The 20440-nt window shown below is 39.3% G+C and carries 18 protein-coding genes and 1 tRNA gene; 6 read left to right on the top strand and 13 right to left on the bottom strand.

Features of this window, described 5'->3' with window-relative positions; genetic code table 11:
• Positions 1-22 precede the first annotated feature (22 nt).
• The 3 genes from ABES02_RS04270 to hflX all read right to left on the bottom strand — a co-directional run bounded on the left by ABES02_RS04270 (position 23) and on the right by hflX (position 3113).
• On the bottom strand, positions 23-397 hold the full coding sequence (locus ABES02_RS04270; RefSeq protein WP_430131327.1) for a MerR family transcriptional regulator: 375 nt from the start codon (positions 395-397) through the stop codon (positions 23-25).
• 170 nt (positions 398-567) lie between these two features.
• A complete protein-coding gene (locus tag ABES02_RS04265; RefSeq protein WP_430131204.1) occupies positions 568-1839 on the bottom strand; it encodes an aminotransferase class I/II-fold pyridoxal phosphate-dependent enzyme in 1272 nt (423 codons plus the stop codon).
• Between the two features lie 14 nt (positions 1840-1853).
• Positions 1854-3113 carry a GTPase HflX gene (gene hflX, locus ABES02_RS04260; protein ID WP_430131201.1) on the bottom strand — a complete coding sequence of 420 codons (1260 nt, stop codon included), beginning with the start codon at positions 3111-3113 and terminating at the stop codon, positions 1854-1856.
• A gap of 206 nt (positions 3114-3319) precedes the next feature.
• On the opposite strand from hflX, the gene ABES02_RS04255 reads away from it, so the two are divergent.
• Positions 3320-3925, top strand: a complete 606-nt coding sequence (locus ABES02_RS04255) for a trimeric intracellular cation channel family protein (RefSeq protein WP_430131198.1) — start codon at positions 3320-3322, stop codon at positions 3923-3925.
• A gap of 27 nt (positions 3926-3952) precedes the next feature.
• On the opposite strand, the gene spoVK is transcribed toward ABES02_RS04255, so the two are convergent.
• The 3 genes from spoVK to miaA form a co-directional block, all read right to left on the bottom strand.
• Entirely contained in the window at positions 3953-4900 is a 948-nt protein-coding gene (gene spoVK, locus ABES02_RS04250; RefSeq protein ID WP_430131195.1) for a stage V sporulation protein K, read from the bottom strand.
• A 356-nt stretch (positions 4901-5256) separates the two neighbouring features.
• Positions 5257-5490 carry an RNA chaperone Hfq gene (gene hfq, locus ABES02_RS04245; protein ID WP_430131192.1) on the bottom strand — a complete coding sequence of 78 codons (234 nt, stop codon included), beginning with the start codon at positions 5488-5490 and terminating at the stop codon, positions 5257-5259.
• 26 nt (positions 5491-5516) lie between these two features.
• Complete coding sequence (miaA, locus tag ABES02_RS04240) at positions 5517-6473, bottom strand: tRNA (adenosine(37)-N6)-dimethylallyltransferase MiaA (RefSeq protein ID WP_430131189.1); 957 nt, start codon at positions 6471-6473, stop codon at positions 5517-5519.
• 339 nt (positions 6474-6812) lie between these two features.
• On the opposite strand from miaA, the gene mreBH reads away from it, so the two are divergent.
• On the top strand, positions 6813-7820 hold the full coding sequence (gene mreBH, locus ABES02_RS04235; protein WP_430131186.1) for a rod-share determining protein MreBH: 1008 nt from the start codon (positions 6813-6815) through the stop codon (positions 7818-7820).
• Between the two features lie 55 nt (positions 7821-7875).
• Here mreBH and ABES02_RS04230 read toward each other — a convergent pair whose 3' ends face one another.
• Positions 7876-8304 carry an Rrf2 family transcriptional regulator gene (locus ABES02_RS04230; RefSeq protein ID WP_430131183.1) on the bottom strand — a complete coding sequence of 143 codons (429 nt, stop codon included), beginning with the start codon at positions 8302-8304 and terminating at the stop codon, positions 7876-7878.
• 177 nt (positions 8305-8481) lie between these two features.
• Between ABES02_RS04230 and ABES02_RS04225 the strand changes: the two genes are divergently transcribed.
• Positions 8482-9354, top strand: a complete 873-nt coding sequence (locus ABES02_RS04225; protein ID WP_430131179.1) for an SDR family oxidoreductase — start codon at positions 8482-8484, stop codon at positions 9352-9354.
• Between the two features lie 296 nt (positions 9355-9650).
• On the opposite strand, the gene mutL is transcribed toward ABES02_RS04225, so the two are convergent.
• Positions 9651-11561: a DNA mismatch repair endonuclease MutL gene (mutL, locus tag ABES02_RS04220; protein WP_430131176.1), complete on the bottom strand. Its 1911-nt coding sequence runs from the start codon at positions 11559-11561 to the stop codon at positions 9651-9653.
• 13 nt (positions 11562-11574) lie between these two features.
• Positions 11575-14166, bottom strand: coding sequence for a DNA mismatch repair protein MutS (gene mutS / locus ABES02_RS04215; RefSeq protein ID WP_430131173.1), 2592 nt, complete (start codon positions 14164-14166; stop codon positions 11575-11577).
• Positions 14167-14372: 206 nt separating this feature from the next.
• On the opposite strand from mutS, the gene ABES02_RS04210 reads away from it, so the two are divergent.
• From ABES02_RS04210 to ABES02_RS04200, 3 genes are all read left to right on the top strand, one after another.
• Complete coding sequence (locus ABES02_RS04210; protein ID WP_430131170.1) at positions 14373-15113, top strand: TIGR02206 family membrane protein; 741 nt, start codon at positions 14373-14375, stop codon at positions 15111-15113.
• Positions 15114-15176: 63 nt separating this feature from the next.
• Positions 15177-15250, top strand: a tRNA-Arg gene (locus ABES02_RS04205).
• A 188-nt stretch (positions 15251-15438) separates the two neighbouring features.
• Positions 15439-16140, top strand: coding sequence for a pirin family protein (locus ABES02_RS04200; protein ID WP_430131167.1), 702 nt, complete (start codon positions 15439-15441; stop codon positions 16138-16140).
• A 64-nt stretch (positions 16141-16204) separates the two neighbouring features.
• Here ABES02_RS04200 and ABES02_RS04195 read toward each other — a convergent pair whose 3' ends face one another.
• The 4 genes from ABES02_RS04195 to ABES02_RS04180 all read right to left on the bottom strand — a co-directional run bounded on the left by ABES02_RS04195 (position 16205) and on the right by ABES02_RS04180 (position 20436).
• Complete coding sequence (locus ABES02_RS04195) at positions 16205-16675, bottom strand: CBO0543 family protein (protein WP_430131164.1); 471 nt, start codon at positions 16673-16675, stop codon at positions 16205-16207.
• A gap of 145 nt (positions 16676-16820) precedes the next feature.
• Positions 16821-17480 carry a fructose-6-phosphate aldolase gene (gene fsa, locus ABES02_RS04190; protein ID WP_430131161.1) on the bottom strand — a complete coding sequence of 220 codons (660 nt, stop codon included), beginning with the start codon at positions 17478-17480 and terminating at the stop codon, positions 16821-16823.
• Positions 17481-17732: 252 nt separating this feature from the next.
• On the bottom strand, positions 17733-17915 hold the full coding sequence (locus ABES02_RS04185; RefSeq protein WP_430131158.1) for a Fur-regulated basic protein FbpA: 183 nt from the start codon (positions 17913-17915) through the stop codon (positions 17733-17735).
• A 184-nt stretch (positions 17916-18099) separates the two neighbouring features.
• Complete coding sequence (locus ABES02_RS04180) at positions 18100-20436, bottom strand: YhgE/Pip family protein (RefSeq protein ID WP_430131156.1); 2337 nt, start codon at positions 20434-20436, stop codon at positions 18100-18102.
• Positions 20437-20440 lie beyond the last annotated feature (4 nt).

Here is a 20440-nt window from a genome sequence, read left to right as displayed (position 1 = left end):
CCCTAATTTTTCAAAAAAGATTTTAATGGAAAAAGCGAGACATATCACCTTGGCGTAGTGAGGAACGATTCAATCTATTAGAATGAATTAACTCATTACGAAGTAGTTTTCTCAACTGGTCATCTGTTAACTCGCGTTTTGCCTTTTCCGCATCCTGTGCAAGAACATTTGATTGTTCCTGCTTGACCAAGAATAGCTGCTTAATACCAGCCATGTTAACTCCTTGATCAATTAAATCCTTGATTTCTAACAGTCTATCAATATCATTTAAGCTAAATAACCGCCTGTTTCCCTCGGTTCTAGCTGGAGAAATTAATTGGTGTTCTTCGTAATAACGGATTTGCCTAGCTGTCAATTCTGTTAATTGCATGACAGTTCCAATGGGAAACAATGGCATGGAACGGCGGATTTCCTTACTATTCACCAAATTTCTCCTCCCTTTACTTAATTCATATTGTTATTATATTTGACGTTAGATAATATGTCAATCTTATGTTAGATAATCTAACATGGTTTTTATATGTATTAAAAGGACAGTGTCAACAACTGTCCAATTTATAGGTTTTCCTATTGCAGTTTAATTAATCCTTTTTCAGTTAGATGATCAATAGCAAGACAAACGGCCATTTTTACATGTGCATAGGTTAAACCGCCTTGAACATAGGCAACATACGGCGGCCTGATGGGACCATCTGCTGTCAGTTCAATGCTTGCTCCTTGGATAAAGGTTCCTGCCGCCATAATGACGTCGTCCTCATAACCAGGCATATAGCTCGGATGTGGCGTAACATAAGAATTGATCGGAGAGGCAAATTGTATCGCCTGGCAAAAAGCAACCATCTTATCGCGATCATCAAATTGCACCGATTGAATTAAATCCGTTCGCTTCGCATCCCATTTAGGCGAAGAATTCATTCCCAAATTCTCCAACATCGCGGCTGTTAAAACAGCCCCTTTAAGTGCTTGTGCCACAACATGTGGTGCCAGGAAAAAACCTTGGTACATTTCTTGAAGGCTATAAAGGGAAGCACCTGCCTCAGCCCCAATTCCAGGAGAAGTCATCCGGTATGAGCAAGCTTCTACCCAATTTTTCTTGCCGACGATATAGCCGCCCGTTTTAACGATTCCGCCACCAGGATTTTTAATGAGGGACCCAGCCATCAAATCTGCCCCAACATGACAAGGCTCTAGCTCCTCAACAAATTCGCCGTAACAATTATCAACAAACACAACCACATCTTGCTTGATTTCTTTAACAAACGCTATCATTTCGCCAATTTCAGCAACCGTGAACGATGGACGAGTTGCATAGCCCTTCGAGCGCTGAATCCCAATCATTTTGGTATTTGGCTTGATTTTACTTGCAACCGTATCCCAGTCAATTCCGCCCTTTTTAGTCAAGGAGACACTATCATAAGTAATGCCAAATTCCTTTAGGGACCCCACACCATTCCCGCGAATCCCGACAATTTCTTCGAGGGTATCATATGGTTTTCCAGTAATATAGAGAAGCTCATCACCTGGGCGAAGGACGCCAAACAATGCTATGGAAATGGCGTGAGTCCCGGAAATAATTTGCGGACGGACAAGGCCGGCTTCTCCGCCAAATACGTCAGCATAAATTAACTCCAGCGTGTCCCGGCCAATATCATCGTACCCATAACCTGTTGTCGGGATAAAATGAGAATCACTGACCCGATGTTTTTGATAGCTTTTTAAAACGCGAAATTGATTTGATTCTGATCTCTCATCGATTTCTTTATGAGCTCCAGCAATTTGCTGCTCCACTTTTTTAACCAGTGGTTGAAGCTTTTCCCCATTTTTCAACTGTTGAAACATGATGTTACTCCAATCTACATTTTATATTTCTGTAATTGCCCTGTAATTTGATGATCTTTTAATGAAAAGCCCCTGCATCGATAGAACTGGCCTTCTTTATCGAAGGACAACTCTCTTAATATCGTTTCATTTTTCAATTGGGAAAGGAGCTTTCCTTCAGTAGAAGGAACTTTCACCTCATATGTTTCCATCATTTCCATGACGACCTTTTCGATTTTCCCCTTAAGTGCTAACCGGTCCTCTTGATTAAAGGCACTTATAAAGGCAGTCGGTGTGTCGGCTGTCGGAACGAAATCAGGATGCTGGATATCTTTTTTGTTATAAACCGTTAATTGCGGGATATCTTTTACGTCTAGTTCTTCCAGCAGTTTGTTTACCGTCTTTTCATGATGAAAATAATCAGGATTCGACATATCGACGACATGGAGCAGCAAATCTGCTTCTCTCACTTCTTCAAGCGTTGAGCGGAAAGCGGCAATAAGCGCTGTTGGTAAGTCTTGAATAAATCCAACGGTATCGGTAATCAACGCTAAAAAGCCGCTTGGTAGAATCAATTTTCGTGTCATTGGGTCAAGTGTTGCGAACAACTGATTTTCCTCATAAGAGTCTGCTTCTGACAAGCGATTAAATAATGTTGATTTACCGGCATTTGTGTAACCGACAATGGCAACTTGAAAAGCTTTATTTTTCTTTCTTCTCTCCCGGTATCGTTCCCGGTGCTGGACAATAACGGAAAGCTGCGTTTTAATATCATCAATTCTACGGCGAATATGACGACGGTCCGACTCAAGCTTGGTTTCCCCAGGCCCTCTCGTACCAATTCCAGCTCCTAGTCTTGATAACGCCGTTCCCTGACCAGCTAAGCGGGGGAGTATGTATTGTAACTGCGCCAACTCCACTTGGAGTTTTCCTTCTTTCGAACGTGCCCTTTGAGCAAAAATATCTAAGATAAGCTGTGTCCTGTCTATAATCCGGGCATTGATTTCAGAGGCTAGGTTCCGCTTTTGACTCGGGGATAGCTCATCATTGAAGATTATAATATCTGCCTCAAGTTCCTCTACTAACGCTACTAGCTCTTCCACCTTTCCTTTACCAATATAAGTAGCCGGATGACGTCGATCTCTTTTTTGCACAACAGAAATCAATACTTCACCCTGTGCCGTTTCTGTTAAGGAAGCTAATTCATCCATCGAATATTGAAAACGCAAATCATCATCCGCATTCGTTTGGCAGCCGACGAGAATCGCTTTTTCTTTTGTATCTCTTTGTTCCAACTACATCCTTCCCTTCGCAAATGCTCTACCTCTCATCATAACAAAAATAACAGATATTCTCTATTTTTCCCCTTAATATCACTTTATAAAAAAATTAGTTGTAATTTTCTCTTACCATGGTAAAATTTTATTGTTTATTAAATGAACAAATCACTGTGCAAATAGTGCTTTTATAAAAATTTACCTCGAGGAGCAATGGAAAAGAAATGACATGGGAAGTATTAAGTATGATTGGTACGATTGCCTTTGCGGTCAGCGGCGCGATCGTGGCCATGGAAGAGGAATATGATATTCTAGGTGTTTATATTTTAGGGATTGTGACCGCATTTGGCGGCGGGGCAATTCGAAACCTTTTGATTGGTGTTCCCGTATCTGCTTTATGGGAACAGGGTTTATTTTTTCAAATTGCTTTGTTATCCATTACAGCGGTATTTTTATTTCCAAATAACCTCCTTAAACACTGGCACCGATGGGGCAACCTGTTTGATGCGATTGGATTGTCTGCGTTTGCGATTCAAGGGGCCATTTATGCTGCAAAAATGAACCATCCTCTTAGTGCTGTAATAGTGGCTGCAGTACTAACCGGAATTGGTGGTGGAATTATCCGCGATTTATTAGCCGGTCGAAAACCCATTGTCTTACGATCAGAAATTTATGCCGTTTGGGCAATTCTTGCCGGTCTGATAATTGGACTTGACCTTGCATCAAGCTCTTGGGAATTATATACATTATTTGTTCTTGTCACGGTACTGCGCGTTCTATCCTATACATTCGATTGGAAACTGCCAACGCGGAGACTAAGAGAGCAATAAAAAATCGACGGAGATCCGTCGATTTTTTTAATCTTCCTCAAACACTAAATCATTGCTTCTCAAAGTCATTAATTCATGCCTGTCATAGCTATTTAACAGTAAAAGTCTCATTGCTTGTGCCCGTATCGATTTTTCGATAATATTCCGGACATAACGACCATTTGAAAAACTGGTCGGACTTAGAACTGCCTTTACCCAGATTAAATGCTCTTTCAACTTTTTCTCCGCCTCATGGCTAAAATTGTATTCCCTTTCCACCATCATCCTGTCCGCAATTTCCATTAATTGATCAATGTTATAGTCAGGAAAATCAATGACTAAAGGAAAGCGAGAATGAAGTCCTGGGTTTAGTGTGAGGAAATAATCCATTTCGCGTGAATATCCCGCCAGAATGAGAATAAACTCGTGCTGCTTATCTTCCATATGTTTGACGAGCGTATCGATCGCTTCCTTGCCAAAATCCTTTTCCCCGCCACGACCTAAGGAATAGGCTTCATCAATAAACAAAATCCCCCCTTGGGCCTTTTTGATTAAATCCCGTGTTTTTTGGGCGGTGTGGCCGATATATTCACCCACGAGATCTGCGCGCTCCGCCTCAATTAAATGACCTTTTGAAAGGACATTCATCTTATGAAACAGCTTGCCAATCAGCCTTGCTACGGTTGTTTTTCCTGTCCCGGGATTACCTTTAAACATCATATGGAGAGCTTGCTTTCTTGCTTTTAACCCCATTTCCTCCCGTTTCTTGTTCACATAGATCCATGCATAAATTTCCTTTATCATTCGTTTCATTTCTTCCATACCAACCAAAGCCCCAAGCTCCTCTTCAATCTCCTTTAGAGCCGTATGCTCAGGGGGAATGACCTTTGGAACAACTTGAAAGTCAGGTAATTCTTTCGTTATTGTTTTTCTTTTTTGAGAATTAAGACTAACGGTTATTTGCCCGTTACTTTTCATGCGAATTGGTTGATCCAAAGCTTTCACCTCTCATTCTGCAAACAGTATACGTATGGTAGGCTATTATGAAATCAGAATTTTTGTCCAAAAAATTCTTAAGTGTAAAAGGAAAACATAATCCTTCAAATTATGTGTATTCAAAACTTATGCATTTCATTAAATAAACTTGAAAAATAAGTTGGTAAGCATGGCTTTTGATTTCCGCTCCAGGCGCTCGCTTTCCGCGGGCGTGCCGGGGAGCCTCCTCGGCCCCGTACTCCCGCAGGAGTCGAGCGCCTTCCGCTCCAATCAACAGGATTAATAATTAGCAATTAGTTTTACACCTAAAAATAAAAAAGAGCCCTTTCATTATGGGCTCAGATTTACGTGAAATTTTATTGATTGTTATCCAATTCAAGTTGTACATTTCTTTGAGGTGCAAACGTTGAAATAGCATGCTTAAATACCAATTGCTGTTTCCCCTCTGATTCAAAAAGAACTGTAAAATTATCAAAGCCTTTAATTTGGCCTCTTAATTGGAATCCGTTCAGCAGGAATACCGTAACGTGTGTATTATCTTTACGGCATTGATTTAAAAATTGGTCTTGAATGTTAATAGTGGTTTTCATTTGTATATCCTCCTCTTTTATCTCTACTAATATGTATTCGATTTTACTTGTAGCTTTCCTTCAACATAATGCGAAATTTCCGTTATTTTTTTAGTGAAATTATTCACATCTGTCATATCAAACCATTTTACATCCATTTTGTTGCGAAACCAAGTTAATTGTCTTTTGGCATAGCGACGAGAATTTTGCTTGAGGGCTTCAACCGCATCCTCATAGGAAACTTTCCCATCCAGGTATTCATAAATTTCTTTGTATCCGATTGCCTGAATCGACTGACAATCGCGAATGCCCTGGTGATACAATCGTTTTACTTCCTCTAAAAGTCCCTGTTCTACCATTACATTCACTCGACTATTAATCCGATCATAAAGCTTATCTCTTTCCATTGATAGGCCAACGAGTGCCGTATCAAACAAGAGATCAGGCTCCTGAGTCCGTTGAAATTCATGCATCGTTTTACCCGTAAGATGATAAATTTCCAGGGCACGAATGACCCTTCTGACATTGTTGGGATGAATTTGTGATGCACTCTCAGGATCCACTTCGATTAATTCTTTATAAAGTGCCTCATTGCCGATTTCTTTTGATCGTTCTTCTAGCTGCTGACGAAATTGTTCATCACCTGAAACATCGGAAAATTGATAATCATAAATAACAGATTGAATATACAGCCCTGTTCCACCAGCTATAATAGGGAGTTTGCCCTTTTTGGCAATCTCTTCTATCTTTGCCCTTACAAGTGTTTGGAATTCAGCAACGGAAAAATTTTCGTCGGGCTCCTTAATATCAATCAAATGGTGAGGAATTCCTTCCATTTCATCCTGTGTTATTTTTGCTGTACCAATATCCATGCCTCGATAGATTTGCATCGAATCACCACTGATGATCTCACCATTATACTGTTTGGCCAATTCAACACTTAGCTTTGTTTTTCCTACTGCGGTTGGTCCGATGATGACTAATAGTTTTTGTTTTGAATCCAATATTTTCACACTGCCTTATACCTTTTTAAATGGAACGGTAACTTCCACTACTTCATCGTAACACAATTATAAAAAAGCAGTTGAACATCAAACAAGTATATACAAAAAATTTCTATTCTATGCGTTTTTAACAAATGAATTTATTTTTTTCATTTCAATTACAAATTAGAAAATTTTTTCGCCTTAAATTACAAAACGATAACGGTTCATTTACAAACCACTTATTACCCCCATATTCATGTTAGGCTTAATCGTAGATTATTTTGTAAAAAAAGCTCGCATTTTGACATGCGGGTATTTGATTATATTTAAAAAAACTAGGAAATAAGGGTGATATAGATGCTATCAAATTATGATATCGGAATTGATTTAGGTACTGCAAATATATTGGTTTACAGCAAAAATAAAGGAATTGCGCTAAATGAGCCTTCCGTGGTAGTTGTGGATACAACTACAAAAAATATTGTGGCTGTCGGTTCAGAAGCCTATGAAATGGTCGGAAAAACTCCAGAAAAATTTGTAACAATTCGTCCATTAAAAGAGGGAGTTATTGCCGATTTTGACCTTACAACAGAAATGTTAAAGAATATCCTAAAGAAGGCTTCCAAAAAGCTTGGTTTAGCCATCCGTAAGCCAAATGTTGTTGTGTGCATCCCTTCAGGTGCTACAAGTGTAGAGAGACGAGCGATTCACGATGCTGTTAAAAACGCAGGAGCTAAGAAAATTACTTTAATTGAGGAGCCTGTAGCTGCTGCAATTGGCGTTGGAATGCCAATTGATGAACCGGTTGCCAATGTAGTCGTGGACATTGGCGGTGGAAATACGGAAGTTGCGATTATTTCCTTTGGAGGCGTGGTATCGTGCCACTCTATTAAAGTCGGCGGTGACCGCCTTGACGAAGATATCTTTCAATATGTTCGCAAAGAATACAATGTGTTGATTGGTGAGAGGACTTCTGAAAAAGTGAAGATGGAAATTGGCTATGCCTTGATTGATCATGATGAAAAATTCATGGAGATCCGCGGGCGTGACCTTGTGTCAGGTTTGCCAAAAACTATCAAACTATCATCCTTTGAAATTCGCAATGCCTTGAAAGAGTCATTGTTGCATATTTTAGAAGCGATTCGCGCCACACTTGAGGATTGTCCGGCAGAACTAAGCGGCGACATCGTTGACCGCGGTGTCATCTTAACAGGCGGCGGTTCATTGCTGAACGGCATGGAGGAATGGTTAAGCAAGGAGATCGTCGTACCAGTTCAGCTGGCTGATAATCCACTTGAATCTGTGGCGATTGGAACAGGGAAAGCTATTCCTTATATGAATAAGCTGCAAGCTGCAGTAAAATAATTCAAACAGACTGTCGAAGAGTTCGACAGTCTGTTTGTTTTGGTTGTGGCTCCTATTAAGTTCCCTTTTTTACAATATCCTTTACCACTTCTTCAAGGGTGACATTTTCCAAGGTTTTCTCCATGGCTAATTGTGCTGCAGAAAATAACGGACCTATAGTATCCTGGATATTCCTTCCGACCGGGCAAGCAGGATTGGGATCATCATGTACACTAAACAGTTCTTTCTCCTGTACAACATTAACTGCCTTATACACGTCCAGCAAGGTAATATCCGATAATTCCCGAGCCAATTTAGCCCCCGCAATACCAGGATGTACTTCTACTAACCCTGCTTTTTTGAGCATCCCCATAATTTTTCTGATTACTGCAGGATTCGTGTTTACACTGCCTGCTAAATATTCTGATGAGCTTACCCCATCTTTATTTATTTCAATAAGAGCTAATATATGAATGCCAACGGCAAACCGACTGCTTATAGACATCTTCGTCACCTTCCTTATGATTATTCCCTTATATCATGTAACTAATCTAATTACAAATGTATTATACCTTAAATATTTTTTAAGGTGTTGACAAAATTTTAAAATGTAACTATTATAGTTACAGGTAATCGATTTGTTTACAATTAAACAAAATAAAACTAATTGGAGGAAAAGATTATGAAAATGCTTGTTACAGGTGCAACCGGAAAATTTGGTACAAAAGTTGTAGAGACCCTATTGAAAACTATCCCAGCAACTCAATTGGCTGTAAGTGTTCGCAATCCCGAGAAAGCAGAGGGTTTACGAGCTCGTGGAGTAGAAGTTCGACAAGGGGATTTTGACCACCCAGAAACATTGGATTCAGCTTTTGCTGGTATTGACCGCTTACTTATTATTTCTGCGGATGGGGACAATGAAACAAGAATTCGACAGCACACAAATGCTGTATCAGCAGCACAGCGCGCTGGGGTAAGTTTCATTGCTTATACTAGTTTAGCGAATGCAGGTGAAACTACAATGTTCCTTGCACCGCCACACGTTGCTACGGAAGAAGCGATCTTAAAAACAGGCATCCCTTATTCCTTCTTACGCAATAACTGGTATTTGGAGAATGAAATTCCTAGCATTCAAGGTGTCTTAGCAGGAGCTCCATGGGTGACATCTGCAGGTTCTGGTAAAGTAGGATGGGCACTGCAACAAGATTATGCAGAGGCAGCTGCTGCGGTACTTGCTGGTGAAGGACATGAAAATACGATTTATGAGCTTTCGGGTAAACTATTGACACAGGAAGAACTTGTTTCTGCCATTGGTACTGTATTGGGTAAAGAAGTACCAGTGCAACAGGTGGATGATGTCGCTTATGCCGATATTATGAAAAGTGCAGGATTACCAGATTTCCTTATTCCTTTCCTTGTTGGCATCCAAAAAGGAATCCGCGATGGTGCATTAGAAGTCGAAAGCAATGATTTCGAAAAACTTCTCGGCCGTCCCGCTACACCTGTAAGTGAGTCACTGGGTCAAGTGGTTAAGGGATTAATTCAAGGTAAATAATTAAACTCAAATTAAAAACCGACCTTTCTGAATACAGAAGAGGTCGGTTTTTCATCATGTAAAACTATTTGTGTTAGGAGAACCTCTCCGTGACCCAGTTCCCTTCTTTTATCCCATTTGGGTCACGTAGACCCCTCCTACGTGACCCAGTTCCCTTCTTTTATCCCATTTGGGTCACGTAGACCCTTCCTACGTGACCCAGTTCCCTTCTTTTATCCCATTTCGGTCACATAGACCCTTCCTACGTGACCGAGTTCTCTTATTCTTACTGCTCAAAGTAACGTAGAGCAGCTCAACTACATGACCCTTTTAAACATTTTCTCCATTTCGTACACAGAGTAGTGGACGATGATTGGTCTTCCATGCGGACAGGTAAAGGGATCCGATGCTTTTCGCAAATCGTCCAGCAGCGCTTGGATTTCATCATTTCGCAAATGACGATTGGCTTTAATCGAAGCTTTACAGCTCATCATTATGGCCGCTTCCTCACGCAGTTTTTTAATATCGACTTTTTTCATTAATAAAAGCTGTTCGATCATTTCTTCAATGATTTGCTTTTCCTCTCCCTTAGGAAACCATTGTGGATGGGAGCGGACTATGAAACTATTCAGGCCAAATTCCTCGAGAAAAACTCCTACCTTTTCTAACTCATTCGAGTATTCATTTATCTTCAAGTATTCGTCTGTTGAATATTCAAAAGTTAATGGTACAAGCATTTCCTGTAGCTCAGACTGAACTTGCCCCACTTTTTCACGAAAATACTCATACTTAAGCCGCTCTTGAGCGGCATGTTGATCAACGATATAAAGCCCATTTTCATTTTGTGCGAAAATGTAGGTTCCGTGCATTTGTCCAATCGGATACAGGCGTGGGACTCGGCTTTCGACTTGATTGGATTCATTTAATGAATCTTCCACTAAACCATTATCAACGGGTTCATTTTCCGTTTTCACCATTTGGCTGCTATTATTGGATTCAATTCTTTCTTCATAAGGAGATTCACTTGAATCAACAAATGGATTAATCGATTCCCACGTATTTGATTCATATATCCGGTCTTTTTCTTTATGATCAAAAGAATACGGTATCTCAACCGTTCTCGTAGTAAATGCACTCTTCAGTTCCATGTCAGCGGGAATTGTCCCTTCATCTAGGACCAACGTAGTTTGTTCTGATTTCGGCACTTCTTTTTTCACAGGGTTATACGCAGTTGGAATCAATATTTTCGATTTAAAAGCATCCTTGATAATAGAAGTAACCAGTTCATTTAATTCTGCTTCTTTACTTATGCGGACTTCCATTTTTGAAGGATGTACGTTGACATCTACCAGCAATGGATCCATTTCTATATTCAAAAGGACGATCGGAAACCGCCCGATAGGAAGCAATGTATGATACCCTTCCTGAATCGCTTTTGCCAATGGATAGTTTTTAATAAACCGGCCATTGATCATCGTTGAGATATAGTTTCGAGATGCTCTTGTTACTTCAGGCATAGAGGCAAAGCCGCTGATCTTATAATCAAGCGACTGCCCGGAAATAGGTACGAGCTGCTTGGCGATACTCAGTCCGTATATAGCTGCCAGCACTTGGCGCACATCGCCATTTCCATTCGTTTGCAAAAGCTTTCTTTCATTATGAATCAAACGAAAGGCAACCTCTGGATGTGATAACGCAAGCCGATTGACCACATCCGTGATATTCCCAAGTTCCGTGTGAATGGTTTTCATATATTTCAAGCGGGCAGGCGTATTGAAAAATAAATCGGTAATGGTGATATCCGTACCACGTCTACTTGAAGCTTTTTCAAACACTTCCACACGGCCGCCTTCAAACACGACGCGGTTTCCGGCTCCATCTCCTGTAGATGTTTTCATCTCGAGTCTGGAAACGGAAGCGATACTTGGCAAGGCTTCGCCGCGAAATCCGAGGGTACGAATGCGAAACAAATCATTTTCATTTTTAATTTTGGAAGTGGCGTGACGTTGAAAAGCGAGTAACACGTCGTCCTCTTCAATACCGTTTCCGTTATCGGTAATGCGGATCTTCGCGAGTCCTGCTTCTTCTACCTCAATTTCGATGACCGTACTCCCGGCATCAATGGCATTTTCCACTAGCTCTTTGACAACAGAGGCAGGGCGTTCGACTACTTCCCCTGCCGCTATTTTATTCGATAAAGCGTCATCTAATTGGATTATCTTCCCCACCAGCAATCGCCTCCTACTTTAGCTTTTTCTGGAGTTCATATAACATGTTAATCGCTTGAAGCGGTGTCACATCTAATAAATCTAGTTCTTTAATTTTGTCCAGAACCTTTTTCTCTTTTGAAGACAGTTCCTGCTTTTTTGGATCTTTGGGCTCATCAAAAAATGATAACTGCGCCGGTTGCTCAACTACTCTTGCTTCCACTTTTATCGGAACAGCCTGCACCACATCAGGCTGCTCAAGAGCGGTTAAAATTTCATTTGCTCGTTCAATTAATTCTGCTGGAAGTTCAGCCAACTGCGCCACATGAATCCCATAACTCTTATCGGCCGGTCCCTCTTTAATTTTATGAAGAAAAACTACTTTGCCGTTGTGCTCAATCGCACTGACGTGAATGTTCTTTAATTTCAATAATTCTTCTTCCAACACTGTCAATTCATGATAGTGCGTTGAAAACAGGGTCTTCGCACCAATGCGGTTATGAATGTATTCAATAATGGCCTGTGCTAGGGCCATCCCGTCGTAAGTAGACGTTCCGCGACCAATTTCATCAAAAAGAATCAAGCTGTTTTGAGTGGCATTGGCAATCGCATTTTTGGCTTCTAACATTTCGACCATGAAGGTACTTTGTCCTGAAATCAAATCATCAGCTGCCCCAATCCGTGTAAACACTTGGTCAAAAATTGGCAGGACCGCTTCAGATGCCGGAACATAACAGCCGATTTGTGCGAGGATGGCTGTTAACGCGATTTGGCGCATATACGTACTTTTACCAGACATGTTTGGTCCCGTGATCAACAGAACTTCCCGGTCACTGTCCATGAAGCAATCATTCGGTACATATTCCTGTGCATTTAAAACCTTCTCTACAACTGGGTGGCGGCCATCCTTCACTACGACACGTCGCTCAGTTGAAAATTGCGGTTTCACATAGCGGCGCTCTTCACTCACTTGCGCGAAGCATTGCAAAACATCTAGTGCGCTTACCGTTTTCGCCAATGCTTGCAGTCGCGGAATATATTCCTTCACAATCTCACGAATTTCGGTGAATAATTCATACTCGAGCTCGCCGCATTTTTCTTCTGCTTGTAAAATTAATGCCTCTTTTTCCTTCAATTCAGGAGTAATAAACCGTTCAGCGTTCGTTAACGTTTGTTTACGCTCGTACTGACCTTCCGTTAAGAGATGAAGGTTCGCACGGGTCACTTCAATATAGTAGCCAAATACCCGGTTGTACCCCACCTTCAACGATTTAATCCCGGTCTTTTCTCGCTCTTCGCGTTCCAACTGGGCAATCCAAGTTTTCCCGTTCCGGCTGGCATCGCGATATTGATCTAACTGGGCATTGTAACCGTCACGAATCATATTTCCTTCTTTTAAGGAAAGTGGCGGGTTCTCCACAATTGCCTGTTCAAGCAAATCGGTCACATCTTCACAAGGATCGAGAAGGTCAACTATTTTATTCACATCATCATTCTGCATACTGTTTAAGATTTGTTTTAAAAAAGGAACCTGAATTAATGACCGTTTTAATTGGACTAAGTCACGTGCATTGACGTTACCAAAGGCAACACGACCTGCTAACCGTTCTAAATCATACACTTCTTTTAATTTTTCACGAAGTTCCTGGCGCTCAAAATAATGGTTCATTAGCACTTCAACTAATTTATGGCGATATTCAATCTCGTCTTGTACAATCAAGGGCCGGTCAATCCAGTGCTTTAACATCCGTCCCCCCATCGCCGTCATCGTTTCATCAAGGAGCCATAATAGCGAACCTTTTTTCCCTTTAGAGCGAATCGTTTCGGTTAATTCCAAATTCCGCTTCGAATAATAATCAATTTTCATAAATTGATGAATTTGATAGGTTGTTACTGGCTGAAGGTGGTCAAGACTTCTTTTTTGAGAATGATATAAATAGTTAAACAGCCTTGCCACCGTTTGCTTTAGTTTGTCCTGATTTAAATCTTCTATTAGATGAGAAAAATTCATTTCTATTGAACTATTATCTTCAAATGAAATGGCAAGCACATCACGTTCACGCAATTTCTTTTGCAGATCGCCATCAAAATGACTGGAAACGACAACTTCCTTTGCACTTAAAACAGCAATTTCATTCAAAACTTCATCAAAATTATGGGAAAGCAACGTTACCTTGCTCTCACCTGTTGAAATATCGTTATACGCAAAACCATAGGTTTTGTCTTCAAATGCTGTAATGGATGCAATATAGTTATTCTCTTTATCTGATAAACCCTTGCCTTCCATGAGCGTTCCTGGTGTGATTAACTGAACAACTTCCCTTTTGACCATACCTTTTGTCAGCTTAGCGTCTTCCATTTGCTCACAAATCGCTACCTTATACCCTTTTGAAACGAGCTGCTCGATATATCCAGGCGCTGAATGGTAGGGAACACCGCACATCGGAATCCTGTCTTCAGAACCACCTTCGCGGCTTGTTAAGGTTATCTCTAATTCTTGGGATGCTTTAATCGCATCCTCAAAGAACATTTCATAAAAATCTCCTAAGCGAAAAAATAAAAAGGCATCTTGATAGTCTGCCTTAACGGTTAAATATTGCTGTATCATCGGCGTATAACCAGCCATAATGACCTCCACTGTTTTAATCTTTCGTCTATCTTCGACAAACTATTATATCACATCATTGGGGTACCAGGCACTCAGCGATTAACTTCCAATTTAAAGGGATTTCTTGTTCTTTATCGAAATATTTAAGCAGATGATTTTTGGCTATTGCTGAATCTACTTGCATATATTCTCTATATAATAATCATAATGGGATGGTGGATTTTATGGAGTGGTTCGGTCGGAGCAATAAAAACTTTGATTTTGAAATGTTTTCCGTTAGTCACTTTGTTATTATGGCCATCTTATTTTTAGGTGCAATTGGAATTTTTCTTTATCGAGATAAATTGAAGGATGAGAAATGGCGACGTGCCGAAATTGGAATTGCCATTTCCTTAATTTTAATAGAAGTAACCTATCATATTTGGATGGCTGTGAATGGAAGCTGGGATGTTAGTCATGCTTTTCCATTGGAATTATGCAGCATCAGTTTAATCATAACGGTCCTATTATTGCTAACCCGCAAAAAAATAATTTATGAGATATTATTATTTACTGCATTGTTAGGCGCCACCCAGGCTATTTTCACTCCATTGTTAAATTATGATTTTCCGCATTTTCGGTTTTTCCATTTCTTTTATACTCACCTTATGGAGATCTGGGTTCCTTTGTATTTCACCTGGGCAAAAGGCTACCGTCCGACCATTTGGTCTGTTGTAAAGCTATTTGTTTTCTTGAATATTTTAATGCCAATCATTATGGTAATCAATAAACTGGTTGGCGGAAATTATATGTTTTTAAGTCATAAACCAAATGGCGCAAGCTTATTAGATGTATTAGGTCCATATCCTTTTTATATCCTATCTATGGAAGGCTTACTGATCACTCTTAGTCTGATTGTCTGGCTGATTTTCCGCGAAAAGTCAGGACAAAAATCAAAGGTAACAAAGGAATTACCAATGCAATAAGGCGATTTAATTATTGACCTTTTTCGATTAACTCATTATAATAAATAACGTCACAACATAAGTGTCCCGATAGCTCAGCAGGATAGAGCAACAGTTTCCTAAACTGTAGGTCGGAGGTTCGAATCCTCTTCGGGACGTCAAAATGCCTTGAATTCAAAAAGTCTTGATTTTTCAAGGCTTTTTATTTTGTTCAATACTAAATATTAAATTGCTTTATAAATAGCTAAGTTGACATTTAAAAATATAAATTATACAATTATCTCGAATTCGAGATAAATAAACAGTTTCTTAAAATTATCTTTTTGAATAGATTGGAGAGAAAATTATGTTTAGAAAAATCGATAGTCATAATATGGGTTCTAGTGATCTTGGATGGTTACGCAGTAAATTTCACTTTTCATTTGCAAATTATTATAATCCTGACAATATACAGTTTGGCGTTTTACGAGTAATCAATGACGATTTAGTTAATCCGCAAACAGGTTTTGGAAAACATCCCCATCAAAATATGGAGATTATATCCTATGTGGTGAATGGTGAATTAACTCATGGTGATAGCATGGGTAACAGCAATACAATAACACGTGGACAAGTTCAATATATGAGTGCAGGTACAGGTGTGTTTCATAGTGAGTATAATTTAGGAGAAAACACGTTAAGATTTTTACAAATTTGGATTTTACCTGACAAATACGGTCATACACCAACCTATGGTGATTATAGATTCAATTGGGAAGAGAGAAATAATCAATGGCTGCACATGGTTTCAGGAATAGACGGTGATGCTCCAATTAAAATTAACCAGGATGGAAATATTTATTCTTTAGAATTGGAGCAAGGGAAAGAAATAAGCTTTCCTGTTAAAACTGGCAGGCAAGCTTATTTAGTACAAATAGAAGGAACATCAAACATTAAAGATATGGAACTCTTTGAAAGAGATGGCATGGAGATTGTTGAGGAAACCATTACAATTAAGGCAGAAAAAACTTCGCATCTTTTATTAATAGAGATGGAAAAAGCTGAATAGTTTAATCAAAAAATCTGATGGAATTTTATCACCCCATCAGATTTTTTATTACTATAGGTGACACTTACACACTCTTGAATTTATCTAATTTTTTTATTAATCCAACCAAGCCTCTTATAATAAACAAAGTAACGTTTACACTTGCAAAAGTATGAAATGGTGTCCATTTTTTCCATTTGAATAATCTTGAATTCTTTTCAAAATACCATTGACCAATACTCATAGGAACACTGAATAATAAACTTTTCAAAAGAATTTTTCCGAAATTATCATGATAAGATAGTTTAACCCAGATGACACTTAAAAGCGGGAAGAACAACATGTCATAAATGATGTTAGTTTTAAAGATTTTTGGAAAAGGACGAACTGGGTATTCAAGTTTTTTGGTACCAACCACATACGCATCAAGCAGAGTTGCTATTACTCCTTTTGAGAAAAAAATAACAAGATTTTCGCGCATTTTAGATCCCTTAAATAAAAATGGTAAGGAAACTAAACACAAAGTAGTAAGTAGATTCAAGAGTTTTTTTTCCATAAAATCATCCACCTAAATTTTTCAGTATAAATTCCTACCTATTATTTCTTTGTTAAGTATTTAATATTCTTTAGAGTTTTAAGAAATATTTACTTAAAAAAGCTAATCGAACACTTTCGATTAGCTTTTTTTATTTGATCAACTGTTACACAGTTTTCCAGTCAGCAGCAAATTTTTCAAGACCTTGGTCTGTTAATGGATGTTTTGACAATTGTTCAATAACCTTGAATGGTATAGTTGCAATATGGGCTCCAGCCATTGCCACGCGAGTAACATGGTCAGGGTGGCGGACAGAAGCTGCAATGATTTGCGCATTCAAGTTTTGAACTCGGAACATTTCAGCAATTTTAGCCACCAGTTCTACACCATCTTCATTTATATCATCTAACCGGCCTAAAAATGGTGATACATAGGTCGCTCCTGCACGTGCCGCCAGCAATGCTTGGTTCACACTAAAAATTAGAGTTACGTTTGTCTTAACACCTTTTTTAGTTAAATATCGACAAGCTTCCAAACCATCGAGAGTCATTGGTAGCTTAATGGTGATATTCTTATCACCGTCATTAATTTTAATCAGCTCGTTTGCTTCTTCTATCATTTGGTCAGCTGTTAAAGCATTGGGTGTTACTTCGGCAGAAACAGATTCAACCTCTGGTACGGCATTAAGGATTTCAGCGATACGGTCTTCAAACTTTACGCCCTCTTTCGCAACCAATGAAGGGTTAGTGGTTACGCCAGATAACACTCCAATTTTATAAGCTTTTTTGATTTCCTCTAAGTTTGCAGTATCGATAAAAAATTTCATGTAAAAATTCCTCCAAATTTTTTGGTTTTATTTTTAATTCTTCCGACATATGGTCGCAAAATCGCCAAATTCATCTCTAATGCAGATCACTAGAAGAATACATTACTCCTTTAATATCCCACTTCATGATGGTAATCAATCATTTTTTGTCCTAAATTTAAGAACATTGAATTTTCTAATTTCCTTGCAAAAAAAAAAGACCGCATGTGTGCGAAACACCATGCAGTCTCATGTACCGTAACCATCATTATTTTATACCCACTGAATAGACCCAAACTCACCATGTGGATGGTTTTGTAATTTAAATCTTCTATACTCATATTCTAATTTCGATAGTGGCAGCTCATATAGCTGTTGATCTTCTTTGTCATATACGTTTAAAAAAATTAATTTATTGATAAGTTTTTGTCGCTTCTTTTCATTATTATTTCTCATAAGAAACTCTCCTTTGTTTTACAAAAACTTTCCCTTGAATACAACAACTTATAAATTCGTTTTTAGATTAATTAAATTATAAACCTATAATTCCTATCAGTAAAGTATGAATTTTAAATAATTCAACAAATTTAAGGAAAAAGAGGCAAGCCCTTTAAAAGGACCTGCCTCCGTAGTTTAAAAATTACTGTACCTGTAATTGAGGCTGGCGTTTAAATTTGACGATAAAAAAGGTCAAGGTCGCAGCCAGGAATAAAACAAAGAAAATTGCAATGTGTCCAATATTATTCCACATAAAACTATAATCACCTGTTGAGATTATTGCTCTAAAACCAGAAATCGAATAGGTCATTGGCAAGTAGTGCATAATCTTTTGCAGGAAATTAGGACTTAATTCAATCGGATAGGTTCCAGCACTTCCTGTTAGTTGCAAAATCAGGATAATTACAGCAACGAAACGTCCGGGATTATCAAGTGTAGTAACAAGGAATTGTATAATGGCCAAGAATGCCCAGCTCGTGATGATACTTAGCATAATAAAATATGGCACACTCTTCACTTCAAGCCCTAGACCTAAAAGCATAACTGCATCCACTAATAATGCCTGACCAATTCCTACAGCTAAAATGACTCCCGTTTTTCCAATAAACCATCCAAATCCGCTTTTCGGCTCTGAGGCCGGATGAAACATTGGAAAAATAACCGAAAGCATAAGAGCTCCCACAAAAAGACTTAGGGACAAGAAATATGGTGCCAATCCACTTCCGTAATTTGGAACTTGATTCATTTTGTGATCCTCAAGTTTTACCGGCTTCGCAAACATATCATACACTCGATTATCGGCTTTTACATTACTAGCGTCTTTTGCCCCGTCAGCCAATTTTTCACTCAATTCTTTCGAGCCATCTGTAAGTTTAGTCATACCACTGGTTAGATGATCTGAACCACTCGCAAGCGCGGACATCCCTTTATTTAAGTCTTTTTCACCTGTATAAAGTAGTGTTGTGCCGCCTGCTAATTGGTTTGCTCCTAATGACAGCTTATTCGTTCCATCTCGCAATAAAATGGAATTAGATGCTAATTGCCCTAACCCTGCAGTCAGGCTGCTTGAGCCGTTTTCAATTTGGCTAAATCCATTTTGTGCTTCATCAATTTTAGAACCAAACTGGGCAAGCCCTTGTTTTACCAGTTCTTGACCGTTCAATACTCGGTTTGTTCCGCCAGATAATTGATTGATGCCTTCAGCCAATTTCTCTTGGCCTTGATTCACCTGACTTGCACCAGATGCTAATGAATCGGATCCCTGCTTTAATTGTGCAGCACTGCTTGATAAATTACCTACACCTGATGCCACCTGTTGGCTGCCCTGCGATAATTGTGTCAGACTGTCTTTCACAGCATTCAGCTTTGCTTTCTCGGTTGGTTCGGTCGTATTTTCTATCATACTTTCTACTTGGCCGAGAAGTTGCTGTAGTCCCTGACTGACCGAATCGGCCCCCGACTTTGTTTGGTCTGCTCCTTTTTTCCAGTTACTTAATGAAGTAGAAAGCTGAGAAGAACCATCTACAAGCTGCTTTGAACCGTCTTGCAAATCAGGAAGATTTCCTGCAACTGAAGCTAAGCCATCAGATAATTGCTTTGTGCCATCTTCCGCTTGAGTCGCACCTGCCAACAGTCTCGCGTTGGCATCCTTCATTTGTGTGAGGCCGTTACTGAACTGCTCCAACCCGCTTTGGACTTGCTCTGAACCGGATGAAGCAGATACAACTCCATTTGAGAAAGCAACTGATTTCTCGGCTAAAACTTCAAGATTTTGCTTGATCGTTAAGGCGCCTTCATCCAATGATTTTGCACCGTTTTCTAACTTTTCCGCACCGTTGCCTGCAGATGTAATTCCCTCTGCTAAACTGCCAGTACCATCTTTAGCCTCAGCTATCCCGTTATAAAGCTCACCAGCACCGTCACTCGCCTTATTTAACCCTTTAGCGACATCTTTTAGGCTGTCAAACATGGATTCCGCATACGTTTTCGTTACGGAGGCAGATACGGCCTCTTTTATTTTTTCAATGGCGGAATCTCCAATTTTCGATGATAAATAGTTATTGCCTTCATTAACTGTATAGATCAGATTTGATTTTTTGGGATTTTCACTTTGTAATGTCGTTGCATTTTTTGAAAAATCTTTTGGAATTTCAATTTCTAAATAATAATCCTGGTTCTTTAAACCTTGTTTCGCCTTGCTTGCACTGACAAATTTCCAATTAAATGTTTTTTTGTCTTTCAAGTTTTCGACTAAATCCAAGCCGATCGCTATCTGCTTTCCATTGTACTCGGCACCCTGGTCATTATTGACAATCGCCACAGGCATTCTGTCCAAATGGGCATATGGATCCCAAAAGGCCCATAAATAGGTTCCGCTGTATAGCACCGGAATCGTCATCACTCCAATAATGGCAATTAGCAATTTCCGGGTACGAATAATCCGCAGAAATTCACTTTTCACCGATGCAAAAGATTTCATGTTG

It is taken from the genome of Neobacillus pocheonensis (genome assembly GCF_050477905.1).
GTDB classification, from domain to species: domain Bacteria; phylum Bacillota; class Bacilli; order Bacillales; family Cytobacillaceae; genus Neobacillus; species Neobacillus pocheonensis_A.
The sequence above is the reverse complement of the archived record's forward strand: the minus strand, read 5'-3'. Positions and strand labels throughout refer to the sequence as shown.

Excerpts from the sequence above, each read along its gene's own strand:
- ABES02_RS04270 (WP_430131327.1), bottom strand. The coding sequence starts at position 397 with ATGCCATTGTTTCCCATTGGAACTGTCATGCAATTAACAGAATTGACA.
- ABES02_RS04265 (WP_430131204.1), bottom strand. The coding sequence starts at position 1,839 with ATGTTTCAACAGTTGAAAAATGGGGAAAAGCTTCAACCACTGGTTAAA.
- ABES02_RS04255 (WP_430131198.1), top strand. The coding sequence starts at position 3,320 with ATGACATGGGAAGTATTAAGTATGATTGGTACGATTGCCTTTGCGGTC.
- hfq (WP_430131192.1), bottom strand. The coding sequence starts at position 5,490 with ATGAAAACCACTATTAACATTCAAGACCAATTTTTAAATCAATGCCGT.
- mreBH (WP_430131186.1), top strand. The coding sequence starts at position 6,813 with ATGCTATCAAATTATGATATCGGAATTGATTTAGGTACTGCAAATATA.
- ABES02_RS04230 (WP_430131183.1), bottom strand. The coding sequence starts at position 8,304 with ATGTCTATAAGCAGTCGGTTTGCCGTTGGCATTCATATATTAGCTCTT.
- ABES02_RS04225 (WP_430131179.1), top strand. The coding sequence starts at position 8,482 with ATGAAAATGCTTGTTACAGGTGCAACCGGAAAATTTGGTACAAAAGTT.
- mutS (WP_430131173.1), bottom strand. The coding sequence starts at position 14,166 with ATGGCTGGTTATACGCCGATGATACAGCAATATTTAACCGTTAAGGCA.
- ABES02_RS04210 (WP_430131170.1), top strand. The coding sequence starts at position 14,373 with ATGGAGTGGTTCGGTCGGAGCAATAAAAACTTTGATTTTGAAATGTTT.
- ABES02_RS04200 (WP_430131167.1), top strand. The coding sequence starts at position 15,439 with ATGTTTAGAAAAATCGATAGTCATAATATGGGTTCTAGTGATCTTGGA.
- ABES02_RS04195 (WP_430131164.1), bottom strand. The coding sequence starts at position 16,675 with ATGGAAAAAAAACTCTTGAATCTACTTACTACTTTGTGTTTAGTTTCC.
- fsa (WP_430131161.1), bottom strand. The coding sequence starts at position 17,480 with ATGAAATTTTTTATCGATACTGCAAACTTAGAGGAAATCAAAAAAGCT.
- ABES02_RS04185 (WP_430131158.1), bottom strand. The coding sequence starts at position 17,915 with ATGAGAAATAATAATGAAAAGAAGCGACAAAAACTTATCAATAAATTA.
- ABES02_RS04180 (WP_430131156.1), bottom strand. The coding sequence starts at position 20,436 with ATGAAATCTTTTGCATCGGTGAAAAGTGAATTTCTGCGGATTATTCGT.